Here is a 23,015-nt window from a genome sequence, read left to right as displayed (position 1 = left end):
GATGCGCGACTTCGACTTCAAAACGGCAGCACCCTCCGCCGCCGGGCCGGCCACAACCGTCCTCGCCGTGAATAACCTGACCATTTCCCTGCCGGCCGGAGCCGACCGGCCCCATGCGATCCGGCATGTCTCGCTCGACGTGCGGCAGGGGGAGATTGTCTGCCTGCTGGGCGAGTCGGGCTCGGGCAAATCGGTGATCGCGCAGGCCGTGATGGGCTTGCTGCCGGCGGCGCTCAAGGCGGTGGACGGCAGCATCGAACTGCTCGGCGAAGACGTGCTCACAGCAAGCCCGGACCGCATCCGCCAATTGCGTGGCGAAAAGATGGCGATGGTTTTCCAGGAGCCGATGACGGCCCTCAATCCGATCATGACGTGCGGCGCGCAGGTCGACGAGATGCTGGCACAGCATAGCCGTGCCGGCGTCGGCGAGAGGCGCCGGCGCATTCTCGAGATATTCGCTCACGTCAGGCTGCCGGAACCGGAGCGTATCTACGCGTCTTACCCGCATCAGTTGTCGGGTGGACAGCGCCAGCGCATCGTGATTGCAATGGCGCTGATCCTGAAGCCGTCGCTGCTGATCTGCGACGAGCCCACCACGGCGCTCGACGTCACGACCCAGGCCGAGATTCTCAAGCTGATTCGTGAATTGCAGACTGAGAGCGGAACAGCCGTGCTGTTCATCACCCACGATTTCGGCGTCGTCGCCGAAATTGCTGACCGTGTCGTTGTGTTGCGGTTGGGTGACATGGTCGAGCAGGGCGCCAGGTTGCAGGTGTTGCAGCAGCCGCGCGAGCCCTATACCCGTATGTTGCTGGCAGCCGTCCCCACGCTGGTGCCGCGTACGCGCGCCCCGGTGGAGAAAGCCTATCCGCTGCTAGACGCGCGTGGGATCGGGAAGACGTATGTGACGGGTTCCTGGCCCAGCCGCAAGCGCGAGGTGCGGGCGGCCCGTGATGTCTCGCTGACGGTGCATCCGGGCGAAACGGTCGGTATCGTGGGCGAGTCCGGTTCGGGAAAATCGACTGTCGCGCGCTGCATTGCGCGGCTGATCGAGCCGAGCGCCGGCGATATTTTCGCCGGGGGCCGATCGGTGGCCAAAGCGCGCGGCCGCGCGCTATATCCGTTCCGGCGCGGCGTACAGGTTGTGTTCCAGGATCCTTACCGGTCGCTGGATCCGCGCCAGACAGTGGGTGCCTCGATCGTCGAAGGGCCGTTGAATTTCGGTGTGCCGTACGCTCAGGCGTGGCAACGTGCTGAAGAACTCATGACGCTGGTACGGCTCAGGCCCGATGCGCTGAATCGCTACCCTAGCGAATTCTCCGGCGGCCAGCGGCAACGCATCTCGATTGCGCGGGCGCTGGCATGCGAGCCACAAGTGTTGATCGCCGACGAGGCGGTCTCCGCACTCGACGTCTCGGTCCAGGCGCAAATTCTCGAACTGCTGGATGACATTCAGCAGCGTCTGCGGATCGGCATTCTGTTCATTACACACGATCTGCGGGTGGCCAGCCAGATCTGCGATCGGGTCATCGTGATGCGGCGCGGCGAGATTGTTGAGGAAGGGGCGATCCAGGACGTGTTCCTTGCGCCGCGCCACGAATATACGCGGGCCTTGCTCGCGGCAGCGCCAGGGCGTGGCTTCGCGTTCGGCGCCGCTTGACAACGAGTAAAGGAATAGGGCAAGTATGGACAACTCACTGGTTTCGCTCTCCGCGGACGCGGCGCGGCGCCTGATAGGTAGCCGGCAGGTGTCGCCCGTCGAATTGCTGGAGGCATGCATCGCGCGGATCGAAGCGCTGAACCCCGCTGTCAATGCGATCGCTGCGACCTGCTTCGAGCGTGCGCGCACCGAGGCGAAGCGCGCGGAGGAGGCCGTGTTGCGCGGTGAGCCACTGGGCCTGCTGCATGGCCTGCCGCTTGGCGTGAAAGATCTCGAGGAGACGGCCGGCCTACTCACCACCTATGGCTCGCCGCTGTTTCGCTCGAACGTGCCGCAGCGCGATAGCGTGATGGTGGCCCGCTTGCGCGCTGCGGGCGCGATCGTCGCGGCGAAGACCAATGTGCCGGAAATGGGCGCGGGCGCCAACACACGTAATGTCGTGTGGGGCGCGACCGGCAATCCCTTCAATCCAATGATGAACGCTGGCGGTTCCTCGGGCGGTTCGGCCGCCGCGCTCGCCACCGATATGCTGCCGCTTTGTACCGGCTCCGACATGGGCGGCTCGCTGCGTATCCCCGCGGCGCTGTGCGGCGTGGTTGGCTTCCGTCCTTCGCCTGGACTGGTGCCGAACGACAGCAAACCGCTTGGCTGGACGCCGATCTCGGTGATCGGCCCGATGGGGCGCGAAATCGCCGACATACGCCTGCTGCTGGCGGCGAGTGTCGGTCTCGACGCTAGCGATCCGTTGGGCGAGGATGCTGATCCTTCCGCCTTCGCACAGCGTGAACGGGTCGACCTCTGCACGCTGCGCGTTGCCTACACGGAGGACTTCGGCGTCTGCGAGGTCGACGAAGCGCTGCGCTCGACCTTCCGTGCCAAGATTGCCGGGCTGTCCCGCTACGTGAAGGTCTGCGAGCCGCTCGAGATCGATGTGGGTGAAATCGACCGCTGCTTCGACGTGATCCGCGCGCAGAACTTCGTCGCCGGTTTTCAGGATGCCTACCAGCGCGATCCCGCTTCGCTCGGGCCGAACACGCGAAGCAACTACGAAATGGGGCAATCAATGTCCCTCGCCGACGTGGTCTGGGCGCATGCCGAACAGACCCGCCTGTTTCGCCGTTTCCAGGGAAAGTTCCAGGATTACGACCTGATCGTCTCGCCAACTTCGCCAATTTCGCCCTTTCCATGGTCGCAAACTTATCTGGCCGAGATCAACGGGCGGCCGCTCGCGAACTATTACCGCTGGCTGGCGCTTACCTATGTGATCACGCTGACGACCAATCCGGCTTTGTCGCTGCCGTGCGGCCTCGACCAGGCCGGCATGCCGTTCGGCCTGCAACTGGTCGGGCCGTTTCGCGGTGATCGTCGCCTGCTCGACATCGCCCAGGCATTCGAGACGGCCTGGCGGCACGATGAAGCGCTGCGGCGCCCGCGACCCGATCTGACGAAACTGTTGCAGCCGGTCGCCGCGCTCAAGTCCATCGTCACCGACCCGCCGTTGACGGGGATGTCCGCCGAAGCGGACGCCCGCGCGGTGCGGCCCGCAGTATGACGGGCGCCGGCGCCGCTGGCACTCATGCTATCGACTATATTCAATAAGGATACCTACCAATGGAAGACCATTTTGTATTTAATGCCGGAAACGTGGTGTTGCAATCGAGTATCACGTTCAGAGATGCCTGGCTCGCCTATCAAACCTACGGAAAGTTGAACGCAGAAAAATCGAATGTCATTCTGTATATGACGCCGTTTTCCGCGCACCACTATGACATCGAGTGGATGGTCGGTCCGGGCAAGGCGCTGGACACCGACAGGTACTTTGTTGTTATTCCGAATCTGTTCGGCAATGGACTGTCGTCCTCGCCCAGCAACGCAACTGAGCCCTTTAGCGGAAGCCGCTGGCCGAATCTTACGATCGCCGATAACGTCGCGATTCAACACCAACTCCTGACGCAAGAACTCGGCATCGAAGTTTTGCAACTGGCGTGCGGGTGGTCGATGGGCGGGCTGCAGGCGTATCAATGGGCAGCGATGTATCCGCAGATGGTCAGGCGGCTAGTCGTGCTCTGCGGCGCGGCAAAGACCTCGCCGCACAATCAGGTATTCATCGAGGGTGTGCGCGCGACCCTGACGACGGATCCCGGTTTTCAAAACGGAACGTTCGTCGAACGTCCCGAACGCGGTCTGCGGGCCATGGGCCGCAATTACGCCGCCATGGCGATGTCGCAGACGTTTTATCGTGACGAGGCGTGGCGGCAGGCCGGTTTTTCCTCGCTCGAGGATTATCTGGTGATGTCGTGGGAACAGAATTTCCTGAAGCGCGACGGCAACAACCTGTTGGCTCAACTATGGACATGGCAACACGCAAACATCGCAGCCAATTCCAAATATAACGGCGATTTTCACGCGGCGCTGAAAGCGATTACGGCGAAGGCGTTGATCATGCCAAGCGAAACCGACCTGTATTTCCAGGTGGAAGACAACCGTCTCGAGGTCGAGCAAATGCCAAACGCCAGGCTCCTTCCTATTTCGTCGATATGGGGGCATCGCGCCGGGCTGCCGACAGCCAATCTGGACGATGCCGCATTTATTTCCGCTGCGATCACCCGGCATCTTGAGGACTAACGTGCTGGACATGCCGCGGCTGCGTCTCGTCTCTCTCTTCCTTACCCTTCGATGTACTGAGCGCGTTGTCGAGGAGCGTGGTGTCGAGCCTCCATAGAAGCGCGCGGCCTGGGTCATTTCGTGTCACTTATTCGTACGGAGTTGAAGCATGAGCACCCAGGATTTCGGCGCCCGCACCCGCGCGCCGCTTGCACTCTCACTACACAGCCGCTGGTGGCAATTATTGTGCGGCCTCGTATGTGCGATGGTCGCGTCCAATCCCCAATACATCTGGACTTTGCTGACGCGCCCGCTGACAGCGCAGCTCGGCGTGTCGCTGCCGGGTCTGCAGGTCACCTTCTCCATTCTCATTGTCTGCCAGACGTTTCTGTCGCCGCTTGAGGGCTATTTGATCGAGCGCTTTGGGCCGCGCTGGTTGCTCGCCGCAGGTGGCGCGATCACGGGGCTCAGTTGGGTACTGACGAGCCGCGCGGAGTCTCTGCTGTCCGTTTACCTCTGCTATGGCGTTCTCGGGGGAATCGGCGTAGGTATTGTCGTGGTCGGCACGATCGGGCTGATGGCACGCTGGTTCCCAGACCGTCGCGGTTTTGCGATAGGCGTAGTGATGGCGGGCTTCGGCATGGGCGCGATGCTCACGACGTTTCCGATCACCCATAGCATCGCCAGGTACGGCTATCAACATACGCTGGCCGTCTATGGCGTGATCCTCGGCGTGATCGGCATACTTGCCGCGCTCGGCATGAGGCTGCCGCCGCCTGGCTACATGGCGGACTGGCGGCCGCAGAGAGCCGCCGCCGTTGTACCCGACACGCGGCCCGGCAACATGCTGCGCACGCCGTTGTTCTGGCTGATGTTTGTGATGATGTCGATGATGGCGACCTCCGGCCTGATGGTGACTTCGCAAATGGCAGTCTTCACGCGAGATTTCGGCATGGCGGGTGTCACCGTGTTCGGCCTCGCAGCCTTGCCGCTTGCGTTGACGATTGATCGCATAGCGAACGGCGTGACGCGGCCGATGTTCGGATGGGTCTCCGATCTGATCGGGCGCGAGCACACGATGCTGGTCGCATTCGGAATGGAAGCGATAGCGATGACCTTGTGGCTCACGTTGCGGCACGACCCATTGTTGTTCGTGCTGCTGTCGGGCGTCGTCTTTCTCGGCTGGGGCGAGATTTTTTCGCTTTTCCCTTCGACGCTCACGGACACCTTTGGCAGCAAACATGCGATCGTCAACTACGCGTGCCTATCTTATGCGCAAGGTGTCGGTTCGATCCTGGGCGGACCGGTGGCCGCGCTACTCCACCAGCGTACGGGCGGTTGGGACGCGGTGTTCGGCACGGCTATCGCGTTGGATAGTTGTACCGCTGTGCTCGCGATCGCCGCACTAAAGCCGATGCGCCGCGCGTGGTTTGCCCGCGCATCCAGGCGCTCGTAATGCAATCGGCCACGGCCAGCTTGCCAGGAACCTCGCCCACTCGAATCTGCGCGGATGCTGCACCGCTTCGTCGATTCTCTGTTTTCTTGTCTCCTCAATTTTTCACTGAAAGGGATTAAATTCCGATGGATAGCGACCTGATCGACCTGATGATGAAGTGGCGGCACGCACTGCACGCCTGTCCGGAAACTGCGTTCGAGGAGGTCGCAACCGCAGACCTCGTCGCCGGCGTATTGCGACAGTATGGCTTCGAGGTACATGGCGGCATCGGACGAACCGGTGTGGTGGGCACCATGAACCGAAGCGCGGGACCCGCCATCGGCTTGCGTGCCGACATGGACGCGCTGCCGATCGCTGAAGCCAATCGCTTCGCGCATCGGTCGCAACATGAAGGCAAGATGCATGCGTGTGGTCATGACGGCCACACTGCAATGCTGCTCGGCGCCGCTGTCGCGTTGAGCCGCGACCCCAGTTGGCGCGGCACGGTACATGTGATTTTTCAGCCGGCAGAAGAAGGTCCGGCGGGCGGTGGCAGGATGATGGTCGAAGAGGGACTCTTCGAGCGCTTTGCGTGCGACGCCGTGTTTGGTTTGCACAACTGGCCGGGCATCCCACGCGGACATTTTGCGATCAACGACGGTCCGATGATGGCATCGTTCGATACGTTCGAAATTGTTGTCGACGGCAAGGGTTCACATGCAGCGATGCCGGAGGAGGGGAGCGACGTGCTGGTGTGCGCTAGCCAGATCGTCACCGCATTGCAGACGATCATAAGCCGACGAATTTCCCCGAAGGAGTCAGGCGTCGTTAGCGTCACGCAAATTCACGGTGGCGAGGCGTGGAACGTACTACCTGACCGTGCGGTCATTCGCGGCACTGTGCGCTGTTTTTCGAGCGACGTTCAGGAACGAATCCGCTCGTCGATCGGCGAAGTCTCCACGGGTATTGCGCGCGCCCTGGGCGCAAACGCGACGCTTGACTATCGCTACGCGTATCCGGCCACCATCAACACTGCCGCTCAAGCCGATCTTGCAGCTGCGGCTGCCGAAGCGACCGTCGGCGCTTCCGGCGTGCGGCGAGGTTGTGTGCCTTCGATGGCCTCGGAAGATTTTGCGTTCATGCTGCACGCAAAGCCCGGCGCGTACATCTGGATGGGCGTTGATGAGGCGACGCCGGCAGCACCGCTCCACAATCCGCACTACGATTTCAACGATGCCGCGCTTGCGATCGGTGCGAGTTATTGGGTGAACCTCGTCAAGCTGTTTTGCGCCCGGTAAAGGACCCTCATGCAACCTGCCAATCTCCAGCATGCTGTGCAATTCGCGATCGATCATGAAACGCCTTGGGACCGCGAGGTCGATGGCGTATGGGGCGTACATCCGGACGACCCGCCACCCTGGAACCGGCTGCTCGGACCGGTGCATGGGCGTGGCCCCGTGTCCGGCGTCATCACGCGGGCCGGCCGGCCGCTCACTTCTTGGGGCGAATCTGATCGTGCCGACCTGACCTTTAGCATCGCCAAGACCTATCTCGCACTGCTCGCCGGCGTTGCGCACGATCGCGGCTTGATGCCCAATGTCGATGAGCCGGTGCACGTGCGCGTGCCTGGTATCGGCTTTGACGGCGAGCACAACGCGAGCGTGACCTGGGCGCATCTGCTGCAGCAGACGAGCGAATGGCAAGGTGTGTGTTTCGGCTTACCCGACGAGGCCGACCACTACCGATACGTGAAATTCGGGAAGGAGCCCGACGGCAAGAAGGGAGATCGACGGCCGTTACGGGCTCCTGGCACCTACTGGGAATACAACGACGTGCGCATTAACCAGTTTTCGCTGGCGCTGCTGCACCTGTTCCGCCGCCCGTTGCCAGAGGTGTTTCGCGAAGCGATCATGCGGCCACTCGGCGCGAGCGGGAACTGGCAATGGGTCGGCTACGACAATGCCTGGGTGGAGGTGGGCGGGCAGCGCGTGCAGTCGGTTCCGGGCGGCACGCATTGGGGTGGCGGCCTGTCGATCAGCGCCCAGGACCAGATCAAGGTGGCCCAATTTTTCCTGGGTCAGGGCAGCGTCAACGGTGAGCGGATCGTCTCCAGCGAGTGGCTGGAGCGCATGCTGACACCGTGTGCGATCGCACCGTTCTATGGCTACCTGGTCTGGCTCAACCACGAGCGCAGTGTCTTTCCGAGCGTACCGGCCTCCAGCTATTTCGCAATCGGTGCGGGCGGTTCGTTCACCTGGATCGAACCGGAACGCGAACTTGCGGTGGTGGTGCGCTGGCTCAACCCGGCGCATGCCGACGAATTTTTCGGTTTGGTGCTCAAGGCGATTGACGAAGGCGCGACGGGCTAATCAGCATTGATCCGCTCGCTGCACAGTCATCGTGCGCGCTTGCCGCGTTGCGCGCATTGCGGCATGCTCGTGCCGTGTGGCAAGCGCCCGGCTTGGCTGCACGTACGGGGAGTTACTATACGATGGTATGTTTCGTGCAAGGAACGCGTAAAATTTAAATGTTGTAGTGTGCAACTGAATCAGAGTACGTGAATGGGAGAACAACATGTCGAAGGCGCCGTATCCAAGATTGGAGCATTTGAATTTCCGCCTCGACGTACTAAGCGAGTTGGCCAAGGGCGTGGCGTCTGGCCTCTACGAAGCCGAATGCGATGTCACCCTGCGCGACCTGCGCGTGCTGCGTTTCGTCGATATGCAGCCGGGTATCTCCCTCGGTCCGCTGATCGAGCTGACATACCTTGAAAAGACGCTGGTTTCAAAGCTGGTCACCACGCTAGCCAATCGCGGCTTGCTGACGCGCTCTACCGGCACGACGGACGCACGTGTCATCAACCTGCACTTGACCAGGAAGGGCAAGACAATTGTCCGCAAGTGCGATCGGATCGGCAAGATCTTCGACGAGCAGCTCATGTCCGTTCTGTCGGCGGAGGAAAAGCGAGTGCTTTTTCACTGCGTCGACAAGCTGACGGAACACGTTGAGGAGGGCGGTGAATGGACGCTCCCGCCGGCACGACGCAAGCGCACCGCCTGAATCATTGTTGTCATATGTTGCGCACGAGGCTGCAGTCGTTCGGTTCGATGCCGATGCTCTGCTCTTCCGACGCCGCGGCGATCTCGGCCATGATCTCAACCTTGCCGGCTAAAGCGTCACACCGTCGGGTGACCGCGAGGTGGGGGCCAGCTTTTCTCCGCGATCGAACTGCAGCCGCGCCGCTTCCATTTCGATCATGTGACTTTCGGCCCAATCCCAAATGCCGCAGATTTTGTCCAGAAGGCTGCTTCCGAGCGGCGTCAGCCGATAGTCGACGCGCGGCGGTATCACCGGATGCACGTGGCGTGAAACCAGGCCGTCGCGCTCAAGTTGGCGCAACGTCTTCGTGAGCATCTTCTGACTGACGCCACCGATGTGTTCGCGTAGGCGCGAAAAACGCATCTCGCCGTCAGTCCCAAGTGCATCGATCACCAGGATCGTCCACTTATCGGCGATCTGCTCAATGATGTCGCGCGCAAGATCATCGGTTTTCTTTTGCGCGTTGTCGTCGGCGCAAAGCGCATCGTCGCAATTTGTTTCCATGGGGAAAGTATGGGGCCGCGAGGTATTTTGTGGTTGCCTGATGTGGCTGACATGATCGTTGGCCTGCCTTGTTAATCAGCATGCCTCAGTTAATTGGACAGCATCCGACACGGGTGCGGTCTTTCAAATAACGAGTATCGCATGACTATCGAATCACTTGCGATTGAATTTTTACGTACGCCTGTTTCAAGCTTCGGCTTCGGACGCGTCCTTGCGTATCTGGATACCACGGTCGAATTACCTGGCCGCGCGTTGTGAGCGCAAGAAGCGATCTTGTGACAAATCGTCGATGGACTGTCTCCTCTGTGCAGACGAAAATTAAGACTCCGACCAGCACGAAGGAGTATGTCATGGGCCATGCGGAAGTCCGCGAGTTGCAGATTCCGAAACCAATCGGCGGACGCTTGCCGGAGCCGCCGGTATTCGCCAGCTTCGACGATGAACGGCAACATCGCAAGCTCAAACTCGCAGCGGCATTTCGCATCTTTGCGCGATTCGGGCTGGCCGAAGGCATAGCCGGGCATATCACGGTCCGCGACCCGGAGTTTCACGACCGGTTTTGGGTCAACCCGTACGCGCAGCATTTTTCGTCAATCCATCCCGACGATCTCGTTTGCATCGACGAGGAGGCCAACGTTTATCATGGTACCGGACCCGTCAACGCCGCTGCTGCGGCGATTCACTGCGGTATCCACGGCGCGAATCCCGATGTCGTTGCAGCAGCCCATACACATACGCCTTCCGGCCGGGCATTTTCAGCGCGCGCACGGCTCCTTGCTCCGCTCAATCAGGAAGCCTGTCTCTTCTATGACGATCACGTGCTTTTTCGCGGCGACGTAGTCGTACTCGCCACCGAAGAGGGGCGCCGAATCGCGGAGACGATGGGCACAAAGCGCGCCGCCGTTCTGCTCAATCATGGCCTGCTGACCGTCGGTTCATCGGTCGACGCCGCGGCGTACCGCTTCATCGCAATGGAACGTTGCTGTCAGGTGCAGTTGCTGGCCGAGGCGGCAGGTCCCATTGAGCCGTTATCGGACGAGGACGCGCGGGCAACGCGCGCGCAACTCGGGTCCGACTACGTCGCATGGCTCAACTTCCAGGGGCTCTACCAGCAACTCCTGCGCGACAGCCCTGATCTGCGTGAACTCGCGTGAACACGGACGTCCTCGTTTGGACGTCCTCAGTTTGGCGCAAGCGTTGCTTCGAAGGCTGCCGTGCGGTCGCGTTGGCAGCCTTCACGATAGTCGCGCACGGCCGCGCATAGCCATTGATCGAAGCGTTTAAGCGGCTCCCAGTCACGTTTCTGCTCGGGAAACGAGTAGTAGACAGTCTCCGGATTCGGGATCGAATGAGGATGCACCTGGACGAGTGCACCGCTGCGCAACTCCCGTTCAATCAGGATACGCGGAAGCAAGGCCACGCCCAGTCCGGAAATCGCGGCGTTGATTGCCATGATGAACATGTCGTAGTGCTGGTTCGCCGCACTATGTTCGGTGACCTGCGTGGACGCGCTTTCGGACCATGCAAGCCACGCGCGCGGGAGATCGCGGGTGTGAATCCAAGGCAGCGCGCTGATCCTTTCGCTACTCAAGCTTTCGCGCCCGCCGATCAACCCGGGCGCACAGACAGCCAGAATCCTGTCGTCGCTCACGAGCGGCTGTCCTGGCATCGCGGGCCAGAGGCTCTGTCCGAAATAGATCGCGGCATCGAAGCTTGAATTGTCGAAGAACGTCGGCTGATCGCGTCCCATGATGTGAAGTTGCAGGTCCGGGTTGAACTCGTAGAAGTCATGCAGACGCGGAATCAGCCATTGAGACGCGAACGTCACGCCGACGGCCAACTGGATCTTCACTTCGCTTTGCTGGCGCATCAGCTCGAGCGTATCGCGGCGAATCTGGTCGAGATGGACGCGAATTCGCCGCGCGTACTCTGCGCCCGCCGCGGACAATACCAGGCGCTGGCGTACCCGCTCGAACAGGGGGATGCCCAGATGAGCCTCGAGCTCGTTGACCTTTTTGCAGACAGCACCATGCGTTTGCGATAGCTCGACCGCAGCTTTCGAAAAACTTTCATGTCGCGCGGCGGCTTCAAAAGCTTGCAGCGCACTGAGACTAGGGACACCGCGGCGCATCGAGAATCCTTGCTGGCGAAAAGAAATGGGCAATGGATTCATCGATAATAGTCCTTGGCACGGCGAGGCGCTGGCCACGCTTATTCACTGGCAAGCTGTGGCTGGCCAATTTTTCGCCAGCGGGTTTCGAGCAGCGTGACCGTGATCGAGGCGAGCACCATCGTCGCGGCAATGCCGACAAATGCGAGAACAAACGTGCCGGTCGTATCCTTCACCCAACCGATAAAATAGGGCAGCAAGAATCCTGACGATACCCCGATGCTCGTGATCAGCGCGATGCCGGCCGCTGCGGCGCGATCGGTGAGGATGCGGCTAGGCAACTGCCAGAAGGTCGTGATGCTGCAGAAGCAGGCCGCGGAGCCGATCGATAGGGCGATGATCGACTGGTAGGGAGACTTCAGCAGCAGGGCCACCGAGAGCGCGGCCGCGCACACCAGCAGGGGGCCTGCCACATGCCGGGCACCGACTTGGTGGCGGCTAACCACACGGCCCCAGATCAGCGTCGCGACAACGGCAACGCCGAATGGAATCGCCGTGATCAGCCCGATATCCATGAGGCTGTACTTCACCCCAAAAGTGCTTTCAAACGTTTTGATGACTTGCGGCAGGAAATAGAGCAAGCCGATGATGCCGGCGTTGGTGCCGAAGTAGACGACACCGAGCGCCCAGACTTTCGGATTTCCGAGCGCCTTCCAGGCGCTGGACGGCGAGGTGGCGGCCACCGCCTGGGCCCGTTCGGCAGCCAGCGCCGCAGCGATTTCACTCTTTTCCGCAGCGGAAAGCCAGCGGGAGCGGGACGGGTCGTCCGTCAGCCAGAAATAGGCAATCCCGGCCAGGATGATAGCGGGGACCCCCTCCAGCAGAATCATTGCGCGCCAGCCGGTGATGCCGAACACGTTCGCATGCGTCATCAGCCAGGTGGACACCGGTGCCCCGAGCACGCCGGTCAGCGGGATTGCCGTCACGAACAGAGACATCATCCATACGCGATTGCGCGCCGGCATCCACAGTGTGAGGTAATACACCATGCCCGGAAACAGCCCGGCTTCGAACGCGCCAAGAAAGAAGCGGGCGATATAGAGCCAGCGGGAGTCGGGGACGAAGCTCGTCAGCGAGGAGAGCAGACCCCAACTCAGCAGAATGCGCGTCATCCACAGCCGCGCGCCAAACCGATGCATGCACAGATTGCTCGGCACTTCGAACAGAATATAGCCGAGAAAAAACAGGCTTGCGGCGAAACCGAACTGCGCCGTCGTCATGTGGAGTTCGGCGTTCATGGTCAGCGCCGCATAGCCAATGTTCGCGCGGTCAAGCTGGTTCGCGATGTACATCACAATCATCAGCGGCGCGAGCCGCCAGGCGATCCGTTTCATCAACCGATCGGAAATCGCAGGTGTGCGCGGCCCGAGATCCATGGCTTCCTCCAGATTTACGCGTTACGGAATGCTCATCGAGGATGATTAGGCGCCCTGACCGAAGGTACGACAATGCACGAAAAATATTGACTTTGTGAGGAAACGTCACAGATCGAGGCGGGCGCATGACAGATCACCCATTCGCTCCGGACGTGTTCTCAGTCAACCGCCCCTTCGCCGCCCAAAAGCGTGCGGCCGGTATCGGTCGGGCTGGCAGTGGCTGGCGTGCGGCCGAGAAATCCCAGCACGACGAGCGCGGAGGCCAGTGTGATTGCAACGAGAATGTGGAGCAGGATGCGGAACGCGCCATCGTATGCCTGCGCGAGAATGGGCTGCCCCAGCGCGGGCAGAAGAGCGACGGCATGGGGCAGATCGCCGGTTGCCACGCGCTGGGCGGCTTGCGCGGCGGCATCGCGCGAAACGGGCGGGAACGCTGCGAGTGCATCGGATAGCCTTAGACGTGTGAGGACCGCCAATATCGCACCGGCGATTGCGAGCGTCATGCCCTCTCCCGCGACACGCGTCGTGCTGAAGATGCCGGTTGCCATGCCCGCGCGTTCCTTTGGAACGACGCTGACTGACAAGCCATCCATCAGACCCCACGGCAGGCCGGCGCCGACTCCGATGATGAACAGCGGAAGCGTCAGGGCACCGGATGGCGCGTCAGGCGCGATGCCACCGAACCAAAGCATACCGACCGCCGCTATGACGAGGCCGGCCGCTGAAATGACACCGGCCGACATCCATCGCGTGAGAAATGCAGCCGTGATAGGCACAAAGAGCATCGGCGCCGATAGCGAAAGCATCATCAAGCCGGCGTCGATCGCAGAATGTCCTTCAATGCCGATAAATCGCGTGGGCAAGACTAGAAGCAGCGTAACGTAACAAAATGCCGTCGCTAGCGGGAGCGCCTGCACACCTACGAAGCGCGGATAGCGAAACAGCGACAGGTCGAGCATTGGCCGGGAAGCACGCTTTTCGATCCAGACGAACGCGATGAACATCGCCACGGCGCCTGAGAACAGTCCAATGATAAGAGGGCTGCTCCAGCCGCTTTCCGGCCCTTGCAACAGCCCGAATGTGAAGAGTGTCAGCGCGGCGGTGAAGCTGGCGGCGCCAGGCCAATCGAGACCCGTGGCATTGGGGTCGTACGATTCTCTTAGCTTCGGAACGCCGAGTGCAAATCCGGTCAAGCCGATTGCGGCATCCGCGAGGAAGAACGAACGCCAACTGAACGTCTCCGTGAGAAACCCGGCGAGTAGTGGGCCAAGCGCCAAGCCGATGCCGAAGGTGGTGCCGAGCATGCTGAACGCGCGGGCGCGCCCATGTCCGTCGAACTCCTGTGCGAGCGCTGCCGACGCGCCGGCCAGGACCAACGCGGCGGCAATGCCCTGTAGCGCGCGCTGAAAATCGACCCACAACAGAGTCGGCGCCGCGGCGATCCCAAGTGATGTCAACGCGAAGAGCACCACGCCTATGGCGAATACACGCTTTCGTCCGAACAGATCGGCAAGCGCTCCAGAGGCCATCAGACTGCTGCCGAAGCTCAGCATGAAGGCGTTGAGAATCCAGTTGATCGCCACTGGGCTGCCTCCCAAGGCGGTGCCGATGGCCGGCGCGGACACGGCCGCACCGCCGAAATTCAGCGGCAGCACGAGCACGGCGATGCAAATGCCCACGAGGATCAGCATCTGTTGCGAGGCGCTACGGGGGACTGCTACGTCAGCTACTGGCATAACACTAACCGAGGCGGACGGGGTAACGCTTTTTTCCTGCACGGACGATCTCTCTGTTCAACTTCCACGGTTATGCCCATCAGGACATGCGGATTCACCCGGTTTAATTCCGCGCTATCGCGGTGCGGTCCGCGTATGGCCGCTCACCTCCCGACCTGCATCCGGTTCTATGCCGATAAAGTAGAGGACCGAGAACAGCACCAGCGCAGACACTATTGGCGTGGTGACGGTCTTCATGCCCAGATTGCCGGCCGCGTACGCGAGCACCAGCAAACCCGCAGCGAATGCATTCAACCCGAAGCCCAACTGGAACAGCAGTGGTAACAGGAAGGGTGAGACGCTAACCGATACGACATATAACGAACCGCCGTCGAGGGTCACGCGGAACGTCGGAATTCGCCAGGGCGAAAGATCGATCAGGGGATGTTCGGCGCGTCCGAAATGCCGTATGGCCAGGACTGCAGCGACAAAGCCGCAGATCAGCGCGGTAGTTGCGATCACCGTCGCATCCAGATTCTCCATGAAATAGGCACTGGCGACGATCAGCGCGATGATGACCGGCTGGCGGCTTGACAAAGACATGGGCGGAAAACGGAATCCGGTCTGTGCGACAGGCCCTCAAACGCTTCAGATTGAGCCGTTTGCGGTCGGTGGCAATCAAAGTTGGGGCTCGCTTCGCGGCAGCCTGAGATAATGAATGGCTGCGTCCGGGTGGCTGGCGAGACTTTTCCGCGTACCCGGACGATATACTCTACCAAACCATAAGTCGTCATGTGAAGACTTATTTTTAAAAACGATGGACACGGGAGCGTTATGAAGGCCAAACCCAGGGATGTTGCAGAGCCGGGCAGCAAGACCGTAGCGGGTCGCGCGCCGATCAAGCGGCCGATGAAGAAAGCACCGCAGCGTCTGCCACGCGCCGAGCGTCAGGCGCGCGTGCTGGAGAAGGCCGCCGAATATTTCGCCGAGCACGGCTTGACCGCGCAGACTCGCGCGATTGCAGAGGCTTGTGGCGTGTCGCAACGTTTGCTGTATAGCCTTTTCCCTAGCAAGGCCGCGTTGATCGACGAAGTTTATAAGCGCGAAATTGTGGGAACCTTCAAGGCGATGTGGTTTGTGCAACTGAAAGACCGCAGTGTGCCCCTTGAAAGCAGGCTCAATACTTTTTATCGCGAGTACTATGACACCCTGCTGACGCGGCAGTGGCTTCGCCTGTTCCTGTACTCTTCGCTTGAAGATCTGCAAATGGCGCCGACGTACACGAATGCCGTCGTGACGCATGCGCTTGAGATCATTGTCACTGAGACGGCGCACGAATTGGGACGCGGCGTACCGGCCGATCCGGCTCATCTGACCGAGGTGGGTTGGTTGCTGCACGGCGCGGTATCCCACCTTGCGATTCGCCGCCGTATTTATTCGAACGACAACACCACGCCCAGCGACGCGGTGATTGCGATGCACGTGCGCGCCTTCCTCACGAGTGCGCCAGCGCTGCTTCCGGCGCTGGCTCCTGAGCCTGACGCGCTGGCGGCCTCGCCAGGCGATGGGCACATCACGCGGAAGTAGGCGATCGACCCGCTTTTCACCTTGGTCGAACTTGCGTCGCGCCAATCTTATGGCGACCGAACCGGCGGTAGCGATCAGGCGGCCCATTTCGGCCGTGCAGAGCAGAATCGGCGTCGAACTGATCCAGCGAAGCAATGCGTGGCGCAAGGTCATCGGGCCAACACTGCCCGATGACCGCAAAGCGCAAGCGCTTAGAACGCGTGCCGGATACCGACGCGCGCGAGGACCTGATTCGCGCTCGACGACGGTGCATCCGCGCCCGTTATAAACGCGGTATTCAACGGGGCCGACACCGTGCCGCCACCCGATGCGTGCTGGTACAAGCCCTGCACATAGACGTCGGTGCGCACTGACAGGTTGTAGTCCGCCATCAAGCCGAACTGCTGGTATTTCGGCTTTGAATTGCCTGCATTGCTGTTGAAATGGGCAATCGTGTAGTTGTACATCGCGCCGACATACGCGGCCTTCGTCAATTGATACTTGGCGTTGAGTTCGAAGTTGTCGAATTTCAGGCTGCTTGCGGTGTTCGCGAAGTTGCCGACGTAGACCGAGCCGGTCGCGTCGTTCAGGCTCGTATGGCTATACACGAAGCCGAGCATCGTCGGTCCGATCGTGTAGTTAATGCCCGCGCCCCAGACTTGTTGACGGCCCGCAAAAAAGTCGGTGTCGTCGGTTGCGAGCGAACCGCCTGTCGTGCCGCCCGGATTGTTGATCTGCATATAAGCCGCGGCCACCGTCACATTGCTGCCCACGTACTGCGCGCCGAGGCTGTAAGACCGATTGTTCGCGAAGCCACCTGCCTGGTTGCTGAAGCCGTACAGACCGCCGAACGTAAAGCCGCCGTACGTATTGCTCGTGTACTTCACGCTGTTGTTCAAACGGAAGGAGTTGTCGGTGTTGTCGTTATCGTACGGATGCGACATCAGATAGCCCGCCCAGTTGCCGTTTGCCGTCAGCGGCGCGAGGAAGTCGACGACGGAGTCATATTGCCGGCCCATCGTCAGCGTGCCGAATTGCGCCGAGCTCAGGCCGACGTAGGCCTGACGCCCGAACATCCGGCCGCCCTGCCCGAGCTTGCCTGAGTTGACGTCGAATCCGTTTTCCAACTGGAAGATAGCCTTGTTTCCACCGCCCAGATCCTCCGAGCCCTTCAGGCCCCAGCGGCTGCCTTGCGCAAAACCGCTTTCCATCTGTATGTTCGAATGGCCGCCGGTATTGTTGGTGTAATTCAGGCCCTCGTCGATCAGACCGTAAAGCGTCACGCTGCTTTGCGCCATCGCGCTGATAGGGGCAAACGTACAGCCGAGCGCGGTATTGGCAACCGCGGCAATCAGGAGTTTTTTCATCAATGCGGATCCTTGTGGGTAAGAACGCCGCGCCGGTGCATCGCCCGCGCTTTTCGCGCGGCGTCCAGGTGCAGCCGACGTCAGGTGTTCGCACTTTAGGACCTACAAAATCTCGCCCCACAGCAATTCAGTATTGCTCGATTGGTGTTGTGCGGGGCCCACGCGTACGTCGCTTCGGGCCTTGCTTTCGAGCGGTTTCAGACGATAGCGCTCCACGACGAAATCGACGAAACTGCGCAAGGCAACCGCCATGTGCGGCTGCCCGAAATACAGCAGCCACACAGTGCGTTCGTCGCCGCATAGCGTCACGTCGCCGAGCAACGCACGCAAGCTGCCGTTGGCCAGTTCGTTCTGCACGAACGAACGTGATAAGCGCGCGATTCCGAGTCCCGCCTGCACCGCACGCTTGACGACCTGAGGACTTTGTATGTTCAGGATCGGCCGCACGACGACGCGTTGTGTGCCGTGGGCGTCGCGAAACTCCCAGTAGCGGCTCGGCGCATCCGACGCGACGAGCACGTCGTGCGAGGCCAGTTCACCCGGCGTACTTGGCGCCGGGCGACGCGCCAGATAGTCTGGGCTTGCAACAATCACGTCGCGTGTTTGCGCGAGCGGTCGGCACACCAGCGACGAATCACGCAGGTGACGCTCCGCACTGAAGCAGACATCGAACTCGCTGGCCGCGACGTCGCTCATATTGTCGAACACTGTCAGGTCGAAACTCATGCGGGGTTCCTGGGCACGGTAAGCGGCAAGCACGTCCGGTAGATCCGTAGTCGCGTACAGCGACGACGCCGCGATCCGCAGCGAACCGGTCGGCTGTTCCACCGCGGAGGCAATACATTCGTCCATGTCATCGAGCTGCCTGAGTAACTCGATGCAGCGCTCCCAATACAGTTGGCCTGTCACCGTCAACGATACGCGCCGCGTAGTCCGGTTGACTAGCCGAACGCCTAAGTGTTCCTCGAGCGTCGCGACACTGCGCGTGACAACCGAATTGGAAATACCCAATTGCTTGGCGGCTTCGGCGAAATTCAGGTACTCCGCGACTTTGGCGAAGATGCGTATCGACGCCAACTGGTTCATCGTGTTCCCTGGCGCATGCCGGATGACAAGCTTCGGACGCAATACGGCGGTGTGAGTGGGCGAGAAACCATGGGTGGGCACTCCATCTGCTAGACGTCGAACTCCTCGCGAGGCTGGAATCGCGTGGGTACGCGCGCGCCTAATCGCGGGAGGTTAGTTCTCAGCATAACGGCCACTTCGTTACCCAAAGCCGTCCTGCAGATTACAGGATTGTCATTTTCCTGGTTAAGACTTAGCTAAGGAACAAAAGGCGGACCAATATTTCAAGTTGGTAATCCATTCGTTATCGTGTGGTTGGGATCTATGCGGTAGCGTGTCATTTTGAATTCCGCTCCCTACCTACCCGACAAAAATGATGCCGATCACCGCCCGTCTACTTGCCCTTGCATGCCTCAGCTTTGCGTCGATATCCTTTGCAGCAAGACCGTCGGCCAGCCCCCTGGCGGTTCTCTCGACCACGCCGCTACCAGACGTCACCGGCGGCGACTTCGACCACTTTGCAGTCGATCTGGCTCATTCCCGTCTGTACGTGTCAGCTGAGAAGTATGGGTCCATCGAGGTTTTCGGATTGCCGGACGGCCAGCACCTTGCAAGTGTAAAGACGGTCGCGAGGGCTCCGCACAAGATAGTATTGGCGAACGACGGTAAGGAACTGCTTATAGCGGATGCGGGCGATGCGAACGTCAAGGTTGTCGACACGAAAACCTTCAAGGTCAAGAAAGTCGTTCCGCTCGAGCCGCAGCCGGATTCCGGCATCGCGGATCGACCGGGCGGCATTTTCTACGTCGGCAACGGAGGTGTGCAATCGCATAAGGGCAACGCCTACATCAGCTTGATTTCGCTTGCCCACGATTCCGTCGTCGGGAGAATCGATGTTCCTGCGGGACAACTGAAGGCGATGGTCATCGACCGTTCCACCCACCGCCTGTTCGTGAACATGCGCGAAAAAAACGAAATCGGCGTTATCGATCTGAATACCCGCAAGTTGGCGAGTATCTGGCATGTTCCCGGTCCAAGCCTCAATTCGGCCATGGCATTCGATCCGAAAACGAGGCGCCTGTTCATCGGGTCACGTAACCCCGGCAAGCTGTTCGTCATGGACGCGAGTAACGGCTCGGTCATACAGTCTCTCGATATCGTAGACATTTCGGATGACATGACGTTCGACGCGCTGCATCATCGCCTCTACGTGACTGGCGCCGGCGGCCTCGATGTCGTTAAACAGGTCGATTCGAACCATTACGCCATTGAGCAGCATATCGACACTCTCGGTGGCAAGACCTCGATCTATATTCCGTCGCTACAGAGGTTGTACGTCGTCCACACGAAGGGCCCCCAGGCATCGGAGGCCGGACTCCAGGTGCTCAGCGTCCGCTGACACGGGCGACTTCGACCACGTTAGTGTCGCCGTCGAAGTTCATGTTCCAGGCGCAGGACGCGATTTTCTAGTCTGTCTGGGTGAAATCAAAGGACTGTTCGACGACAACCTGATCGTCGCCGTCGACCTTGCATTGGTACTGAGTCATCGCGCGCCGTACCGACGCGTCAAAAACCCCCGGGGGCGTCGACTTGACGATGTCGACACGGACGACCTTGCCGCCTTTGATCGTGGCGCGCGCCGTTACTGCGCCGACAATTCCCTCAGCGAGCGCCCGCGGCGGCATCTCCGGCTTGGCCTCTACGGGGCAAACGATTGCAATGTCGGCCGGCTCCGCGGGAGCCGCCGTCGTGTTGCCGGACGCCGCGGCTGTGGGGCCGGGCATGCTTGGCGCAGCCTGCGTATTGGAGGGCGCGTCCTGCGTTGCGACCGCGACCGGTGCGACGGTTGGCGAAGCAACGTGCCGTTGTGCTGGCGCGGCCGGTCGTGCAATGGGTCTGGGCGCCGGCGCCTCCGATTGCTGCCTCACGATCTTCTTGATGACTGGCGGCGGCGGGGGGGGCGGAGGCGGTGTAACGGCTTTTACGAACCGCATTTGCATAACGGGCGTCGCGGGTGCTGGCGTAGGCGTCGGCACCCGCATCGACATCACGGCCGCTACTAGCGCGCCTTCGATCGCAAGTGCAGCGACGATCGCGATCGACATTGCGTTGCGGGCTCGTGGCCGTGACGTCTCGGTCGGCCACAGCGCGCCACGGGGTTTTCCGGGGATACTCATGTTCATTCTGATTGACTCCGGAGGCTAGTCCACATCGGTCGCGAGCGCGACTGAACTGATCCCCGCAGAGCGCACCAGATCCATGGTTTTGATGATCGTTTCATATTCGACCCCCTTGTCCCCTGCGATCGTGACATTGACCTGCTTCGTGGCCTCCATGTCCTTGAGGCGTGCTGTCAGTTGCGGCGCAGAGATGTCATTACGGTCGAGGTGCAATTCTCCGTCCTTTTCCACGCCCACGGTCACGGCGACCGTGTCGAGCCGCGCAGCCGTGGACGATTGCGGCAATTCCAGTTTGAGGCCAGTGCCCTGGATCATCTTGAGCATGACCAGCATGAAGAAGACCAGCAGGAACATCATGATGTCGATCATCGGAATGATCTCGATCCGCGGTTTTTCGTCATTGCCAAAGTAGTGAGCCCGATGGTTTCTCACGGTGTTCTCCGGTATGTGGGGTGGTCGCGGTTCACGCGGCGAGCCGCGAGACGAGCATGGACTTGATGAGATCCATTTGCAGAAGAACCATCCGTACCCGCTTGTTCAGGTAGTTCAGCGCCACGACGCCCACGAGAGCAATCGTCAGGCCGCAGGCAGTGGCGATCAGTGCGTGGGCAATGCCGCCGGACACAGCCATCGGGTCGCTGGTTCCCGACGCGCCCAGAATGTTGAACGAACCGATCATGCCGATGATGGTGCCCAGCAGGCCCAGCAACGGCCCAAGCGTCACAGCGGTATCCAGCACCCACAGATTGCGGTCGAGCTTTCTCATCTGGAACATGATGCTTTCTTCGACTTCGCGCTCGAAGTGTTCGGCCGGTTGGCCCTGCAATTCGATTGCGGACTTCATCAGTTCGCTTTGTACCGATCCCTGGTAATGGTGAATCAGTTTCTGGACGTCGTCGGCCCTTGCCCGGCCGACCTGCTTGAGGTCGTATTCCAGGCTGCTGCCTTTGCGCACAGAGGTGCTAAAGAAGATAAGCCGTTCGATGATGATGGCGAGCGCGGCCAGAAAGATCAGTGCCATCAAAGGCAACAAGCCGAATGACTGAGCCGATGAATCGATAATGCTGCGAAGCATGGTGCTACCCTCTACGTTGTGTCTTGAATGTGTCACCTTCCGACGTTACCGGCGGTATCGCCGTTGCGATGCCGCCGGTGGCGCGGTTGAGGCAGTGGCTATACGTTAGTTGCCGACGCTCTGCGGCTTGCGTTGTGCGACCAGTACGTTGAACGTGTCGGGTACGACGCTCGCATGCGGATGCGGATTGTCGGCCGTCACAGCGGGGGCCGAACCGAATTTCGAAGACACCAGGAATACGCGGTGAGTGTCGTTGTCGAGCGCCATCGACTTCGCGCCCACTTGTGTCGGCACGTTCTGCAGCACGGTGTAGTGATCCGCGTCGTCTTCATGCACCACGGTCAGCGTTCCATCCGCGCCGTTCGAACTGAACGCGGTTTTGAGCACCGGGTCGAAGGCGGCGGCATCTGGATGGCCGCCGATCGGCAACTGGGCCACCTGATGCCCCGAGCGAGCGTCGATCACCATCATCCGGTTGTTGGCGCAGACGGTGAATAGCCGTTCGGCCTTCGTATCGATTGCGAGTCCGGACGGCCCTTCGCAAGGCGCGATCGACCAATGAGCGAGCACCTTGTTCGCTTTGCCGTCCATTGCCACGATCTCGCCCTTATCTTCGACGTTGACGAAGATTCGACCGTCGTTGTCGGCCGCGAGCGATTCAGGCTTACCGCCGACAGGCATCGTCGCGACGACCTTGCGAGTGGCGGGGTCGATGGCGCTGACACTGTTGTCATGGCCATTGCTGACATAGAGGCGCTTCAGGTTGAGCGCATACATGATGCCGTCAGGGTCAGGGCCACCCGCTTTGATCGTGTCGACGGTTCGCAACGTGTCGAGATCGACCACCGTAATGGTGTCGGCACGGCCGTTGGTGATGAAGCCGAGCTTCTGGTTCTGGACAAACGCGAAGCCATGCACGCCATCGGTGTTTTCGATCTCGCCGACCAGCCTGCCCGTATCGGTATCAACGACCTGGACATGGCTGGCGCGGCTGATAAACAGGTGATGGCGAACCGGGTCATACCCAACGTAGTCCCAGCCGTCTGTGCCACCCAGCGTATAGTGCTTCGCGACTTCGAACTGCGCGTGCTCGGCGACCGGTGCAGCCTGCAGCGCGCCGCACAACAACGTCGACGAAAGACCGACTGCCATTGCAGATTGCACAAATGTTTTGAGTTTCATTATTTTCAACCGTGTTA

Annotated in this window: 21 protein-coding genes; 10 read left to right on the top strand and 11 right to left on the bottom strand. The window is 60.6% G+C overall.

The annotated features are described in order from the left end of the window. Position 1: 1 nt before the first annotated feature. The 7 genes from M0D67_RS01065 (at position 2) to M0D67_RS01035 (ending at position 8,759) form a co-directional block, all read left to right on the top strand. Positions 2-1,660: an ABC transporter ATP-binding protein gene (locus M0D67_RS01065; RefSeq protein ID WP_171926016.1), complete on the top strand. Its 1,659-nt coding sequence runs from the start codon at positions 2-4 to the stop codon at positions 1,658-1,660. A 25-nt stretch (positions 1,661-1,685) separates the two neighbouring features. Beyond that, on the top strand, positions 1,686-3,212 hold the full coding sequence (locus tag M0D67_RS01060; protein ID WP_154561998.1) for an amidase: 1,527 nt from the start codon (positions 1,686-1,688) through the stop codon (positions 3,210-3,212). A gap of 59 nt (positions 3,213-3,271) precedes the next feature. Next, on the top strand, positions 3,272-4,285 hold the full coding sequence (locus tag M0D67_RS01055; RefSeq protein WP_154562000.1) for an alpha/beta fold hydrolase: 1,014 nt from the start codon (positions 3,272-3,274) through the stop codon (positions 4,283-4,285). A 148-nt stretch (positions 4,286-4,433) separates the two neighbouring features. After that, a complete protein-coding gene (oxlT, locus tag M0D67_RS01050; RefSeq protein ID WP_154562002.1) occupies positions 4,434-5,720 on the top strand; it encodes an oxalate/formate MFS antiporter in 1,287 nt (428 codons plus the stop codon). 125 nt (positions 5,721-5,845) lie between these two features. After that, the gene (locus tag M0D67_RS01045) at positions 5,846-6,997 is read left to right on the top strand and encodes a M20 aminoacylase family protein (protein WP_154562004.1); all 1,152 of its coding nucleotides are present in this window, start codon (positions 5,846-5,848) and stop codon (positions 6,995-6,997) included. A gap of 9 nt (positions 6,998-7,006) precedes the next feature. Continuing rightward, positions 7,007-8,068: a serine hydrolase gene (locus tag M0D67_RS01040; RefSeq protein WP_154562006.1), complete on the top strand. Its 1,062-nt coding sequence runs from the start codon at positions 7,007-7,009 to the stop codon at positions 8,066-8,068. Positions 8,069-8,273: 205 nt separating this feature from the next. Beyond that, positions 8,274-8,759 (top strand): MarR family winged helix-turn-helix transcriptional regulator, encoded by a 486-nt coding sequence (locus M0D67_RS01035; protein ID WP_154562008.1) that lies wholly within the window; start codon positions 8,274-8,276, stop codon positions 8,757-8,759. A 108-nt stretch (positions 8,760-8,867) separates the two neighbouring features. Here the strand turns inward: M0D67_RS01035 and M0D67_RS01030 are convergent, their stop codons facing one another. Further along, on the bottom strand, positions 8,868-9,302 hold the full coding sequence (locus M0D67_RS01030) for a helix-turn-helix domain-containing protein (protein ID WP_154562010.1): 435 nt from the start codon (positions 9,300-9,302) through the stop codon (positions 8,868-8,870). Between the two features lie 350 nt (positions 9,303-9,652). Between M0D67_RS01030 and M0D67_RS01025 the strand changes: the two genes are divergently transcribed. Beyond that, positions 9,653-10,456 (top strand): class II aldolase/adducin family protein, encoded by an 804-nt coding sequence (locus tag M0D67_RS01025; protein WP_154562012.1) that lies wholly within the window; start codon positions 9,653-9,655, stop codon positions 10,454-10,456. Positions 10,457-10,482: 26 nt separating this feature from the next. Here the strand turns inward: M0D67_RS01025 and M0D67_RS01020 are convergent, their stop codons facing one another. The 4 genes from M0D67_RS01020 to M0D67_RS01005 form a co-directional block, all read right to left on the bottom strand. Beyond that, entirely contained in the window at positions 10,483-11,475 is a 993-nt protein-coding gene (locus tag M0D67_RS01020; RefSeq protein WP_154562014.1) for a LysR substrate-binding domain-containing protein, read from the bottom strand. Between the two features lie 38 nt (positions 11,476-11,513). Beyond that, a complete protein-coding gene (locus M0D67_RS01015) occupies positions 11,514-12,848 on the bottom strand; it encodes an MFS transporter (protein WP_154562016.1) in 1,335 nt (444 codons plus the stop codon). Between the two features lie 158 nt (positions 12,849-13,006). Then, on the bottom strand, positions 13,007-14,584 hold the full coding sequence (locus tag M0D67_RS01010; RefSeq protein WP_171926017.1) for an MFS transporter: 1,578 nt from the start codon (positions 14,582-14,584) through the stop codon (positions 13,007-13,009). A gap of 114 nt (positions 14,585-14,698) precedes the next feature. After that, the gene (locus tag M0D67_RS01005) at positions 14,699-15,166 is read right to left on the bottom strand and encodes a hypothetical protein (protein WP_233468778.1); all 468 of its coding nucleotides are present in this window, start codon (positions 15,164-15,166) and stop codon (positions 14,699-14,701) included. Positions 15,167-15,397: 231 nt separating this feature from the next. Between M0D67_RS01005 and M0D67_RS01000 the strand changes: the two genes are divergently transcribed. Then, the gene (locus tag M0D67_RS01000) at positions 15,398-16,150 is read left to right on the top strand and encodes a TetR/AcrR family transcriptional regulator (RefSeq protein ID WP_154562020.1); all 753 of its coding nucleotides are present in this window, start codon (positions 15,398-15,400) and stop codon (positions 16,148-16,150) included. A 191-nt stretch (positions 16,151-16,341) separates the two neighbouring features. On the opposite strand, the gene M0D67_RS00995 is transcribed toward M0D67_RS01000, so the two are convergent. After that, entirely contained in the window at positions 16,342-17,496 is a 1,155-nt protein-coding gene (locus M0D67_RS00995; RefSeq protein WP_154562022.1) for a porin, read from the bottom strand. A gap of 102 nt (positions 17,497-17,598) precedes the next feature. Next, complete coding sequence (locus M0D67_RS00990; RefSeq protein WP_233464932.1) at positions 17,599-18,663, bottom strand: LysR family transcriptional regulator; 1,065 nt, start codon at positions 18,661-18,663, stop codon at positions 17,599-17,601. Positions 18,664-18,934: 271 nt separating this feature from the next. Here M0D67_RS00990 and M0D67_RS00985 point away from each other — a divergent pair, with 271 nt between their 5' ends. Then, the gene (locus tag M0D67_RS00985) at positions 18,935-19,960 is read left to right on the top strand and encodes a YncE family protein (RefSeq protein ID WP_154567988.1); all 1,026 of its coding nucleotides are present in this window, start codon (positions 18,935-18,937) and stop codon (positions 19,958-19,960) included. A 67-nt stretch (positions 19,961-20,027) separates the two neighbouring features. On the opposite strand, the gene M0D67_RS00980 is transcribed toward M0D67_RS00985, so the two are convergent. The 4 genes from M0D67_RS00980 to M0D67_RS00965 all read right to left on the bottom strand — a co-directional run bounded on the left by M0D67_RS00980 (position 20,028) and on the right by M0D67_RS00965 (position 22,998). Then, positions 20,028-20,744 (bottom strand): hypothetical protein, encoded by a 717-nt coding sequence (locus tag M0D67_RS00980; RefSeq protein ID WP_266236886.1) that lies wholly within the window; start codon positions 20,742-20,744, stop codon positions 20,028-20,030. Between the two features lie 18 nt (positions 20,745-20,762). After that, entirely contained in the window at positions 20,763-21,173 is a 411-nt protein-coding gene (locus tag M0D67_RS00975) for a biopolymer transporter ExbD (protein WP_168435882.1), read from the bottom strand. A 31-nt stretch (positions 21,174-21,204) separates the two neighbouring features. After that, positions 21,205-21,816, bottom strand: a complete 612-nt coding sequence (locus M0D67_RS00970; protein WP_154564923.1) for a MotA/TolQ/ExbB proton channel family protein — start codon at positions 21,814-21,816, stop codon at positions 21,205-21,207. Between the two features lie 105 nt (positions 21,817-21,921). Next, positions 21,922-22,998 carry a PQQ-binding-like beta-propeller repeat protein gene (locus tag M0D67_RS00965; RefSeq protein ID WP_154564925.1) on the bottom strand — a complete coding sequence of 359 codons (1,077 nt, stop codon included), beginning with the start codon at positions 22,996-22,998 and terminating at the stop codon, positions 21,922-21,924. Between the last annotated feature and the right edge of the window lie 17 nt (positions 22,999-23,015).

The organism is Paraburkholderia sp. SECH4, assembly GCF_030511745.1.
GTDB lineage: Bacteria > Pseudomonadota > Gammaproteobacteria > Burkholderiales > Burkholderiaceae > Paraburkholderia > Paraburkholderia madseniana.
This window is presented reverse-complemented; position numbering and strand designations above follow the sequence as displayed.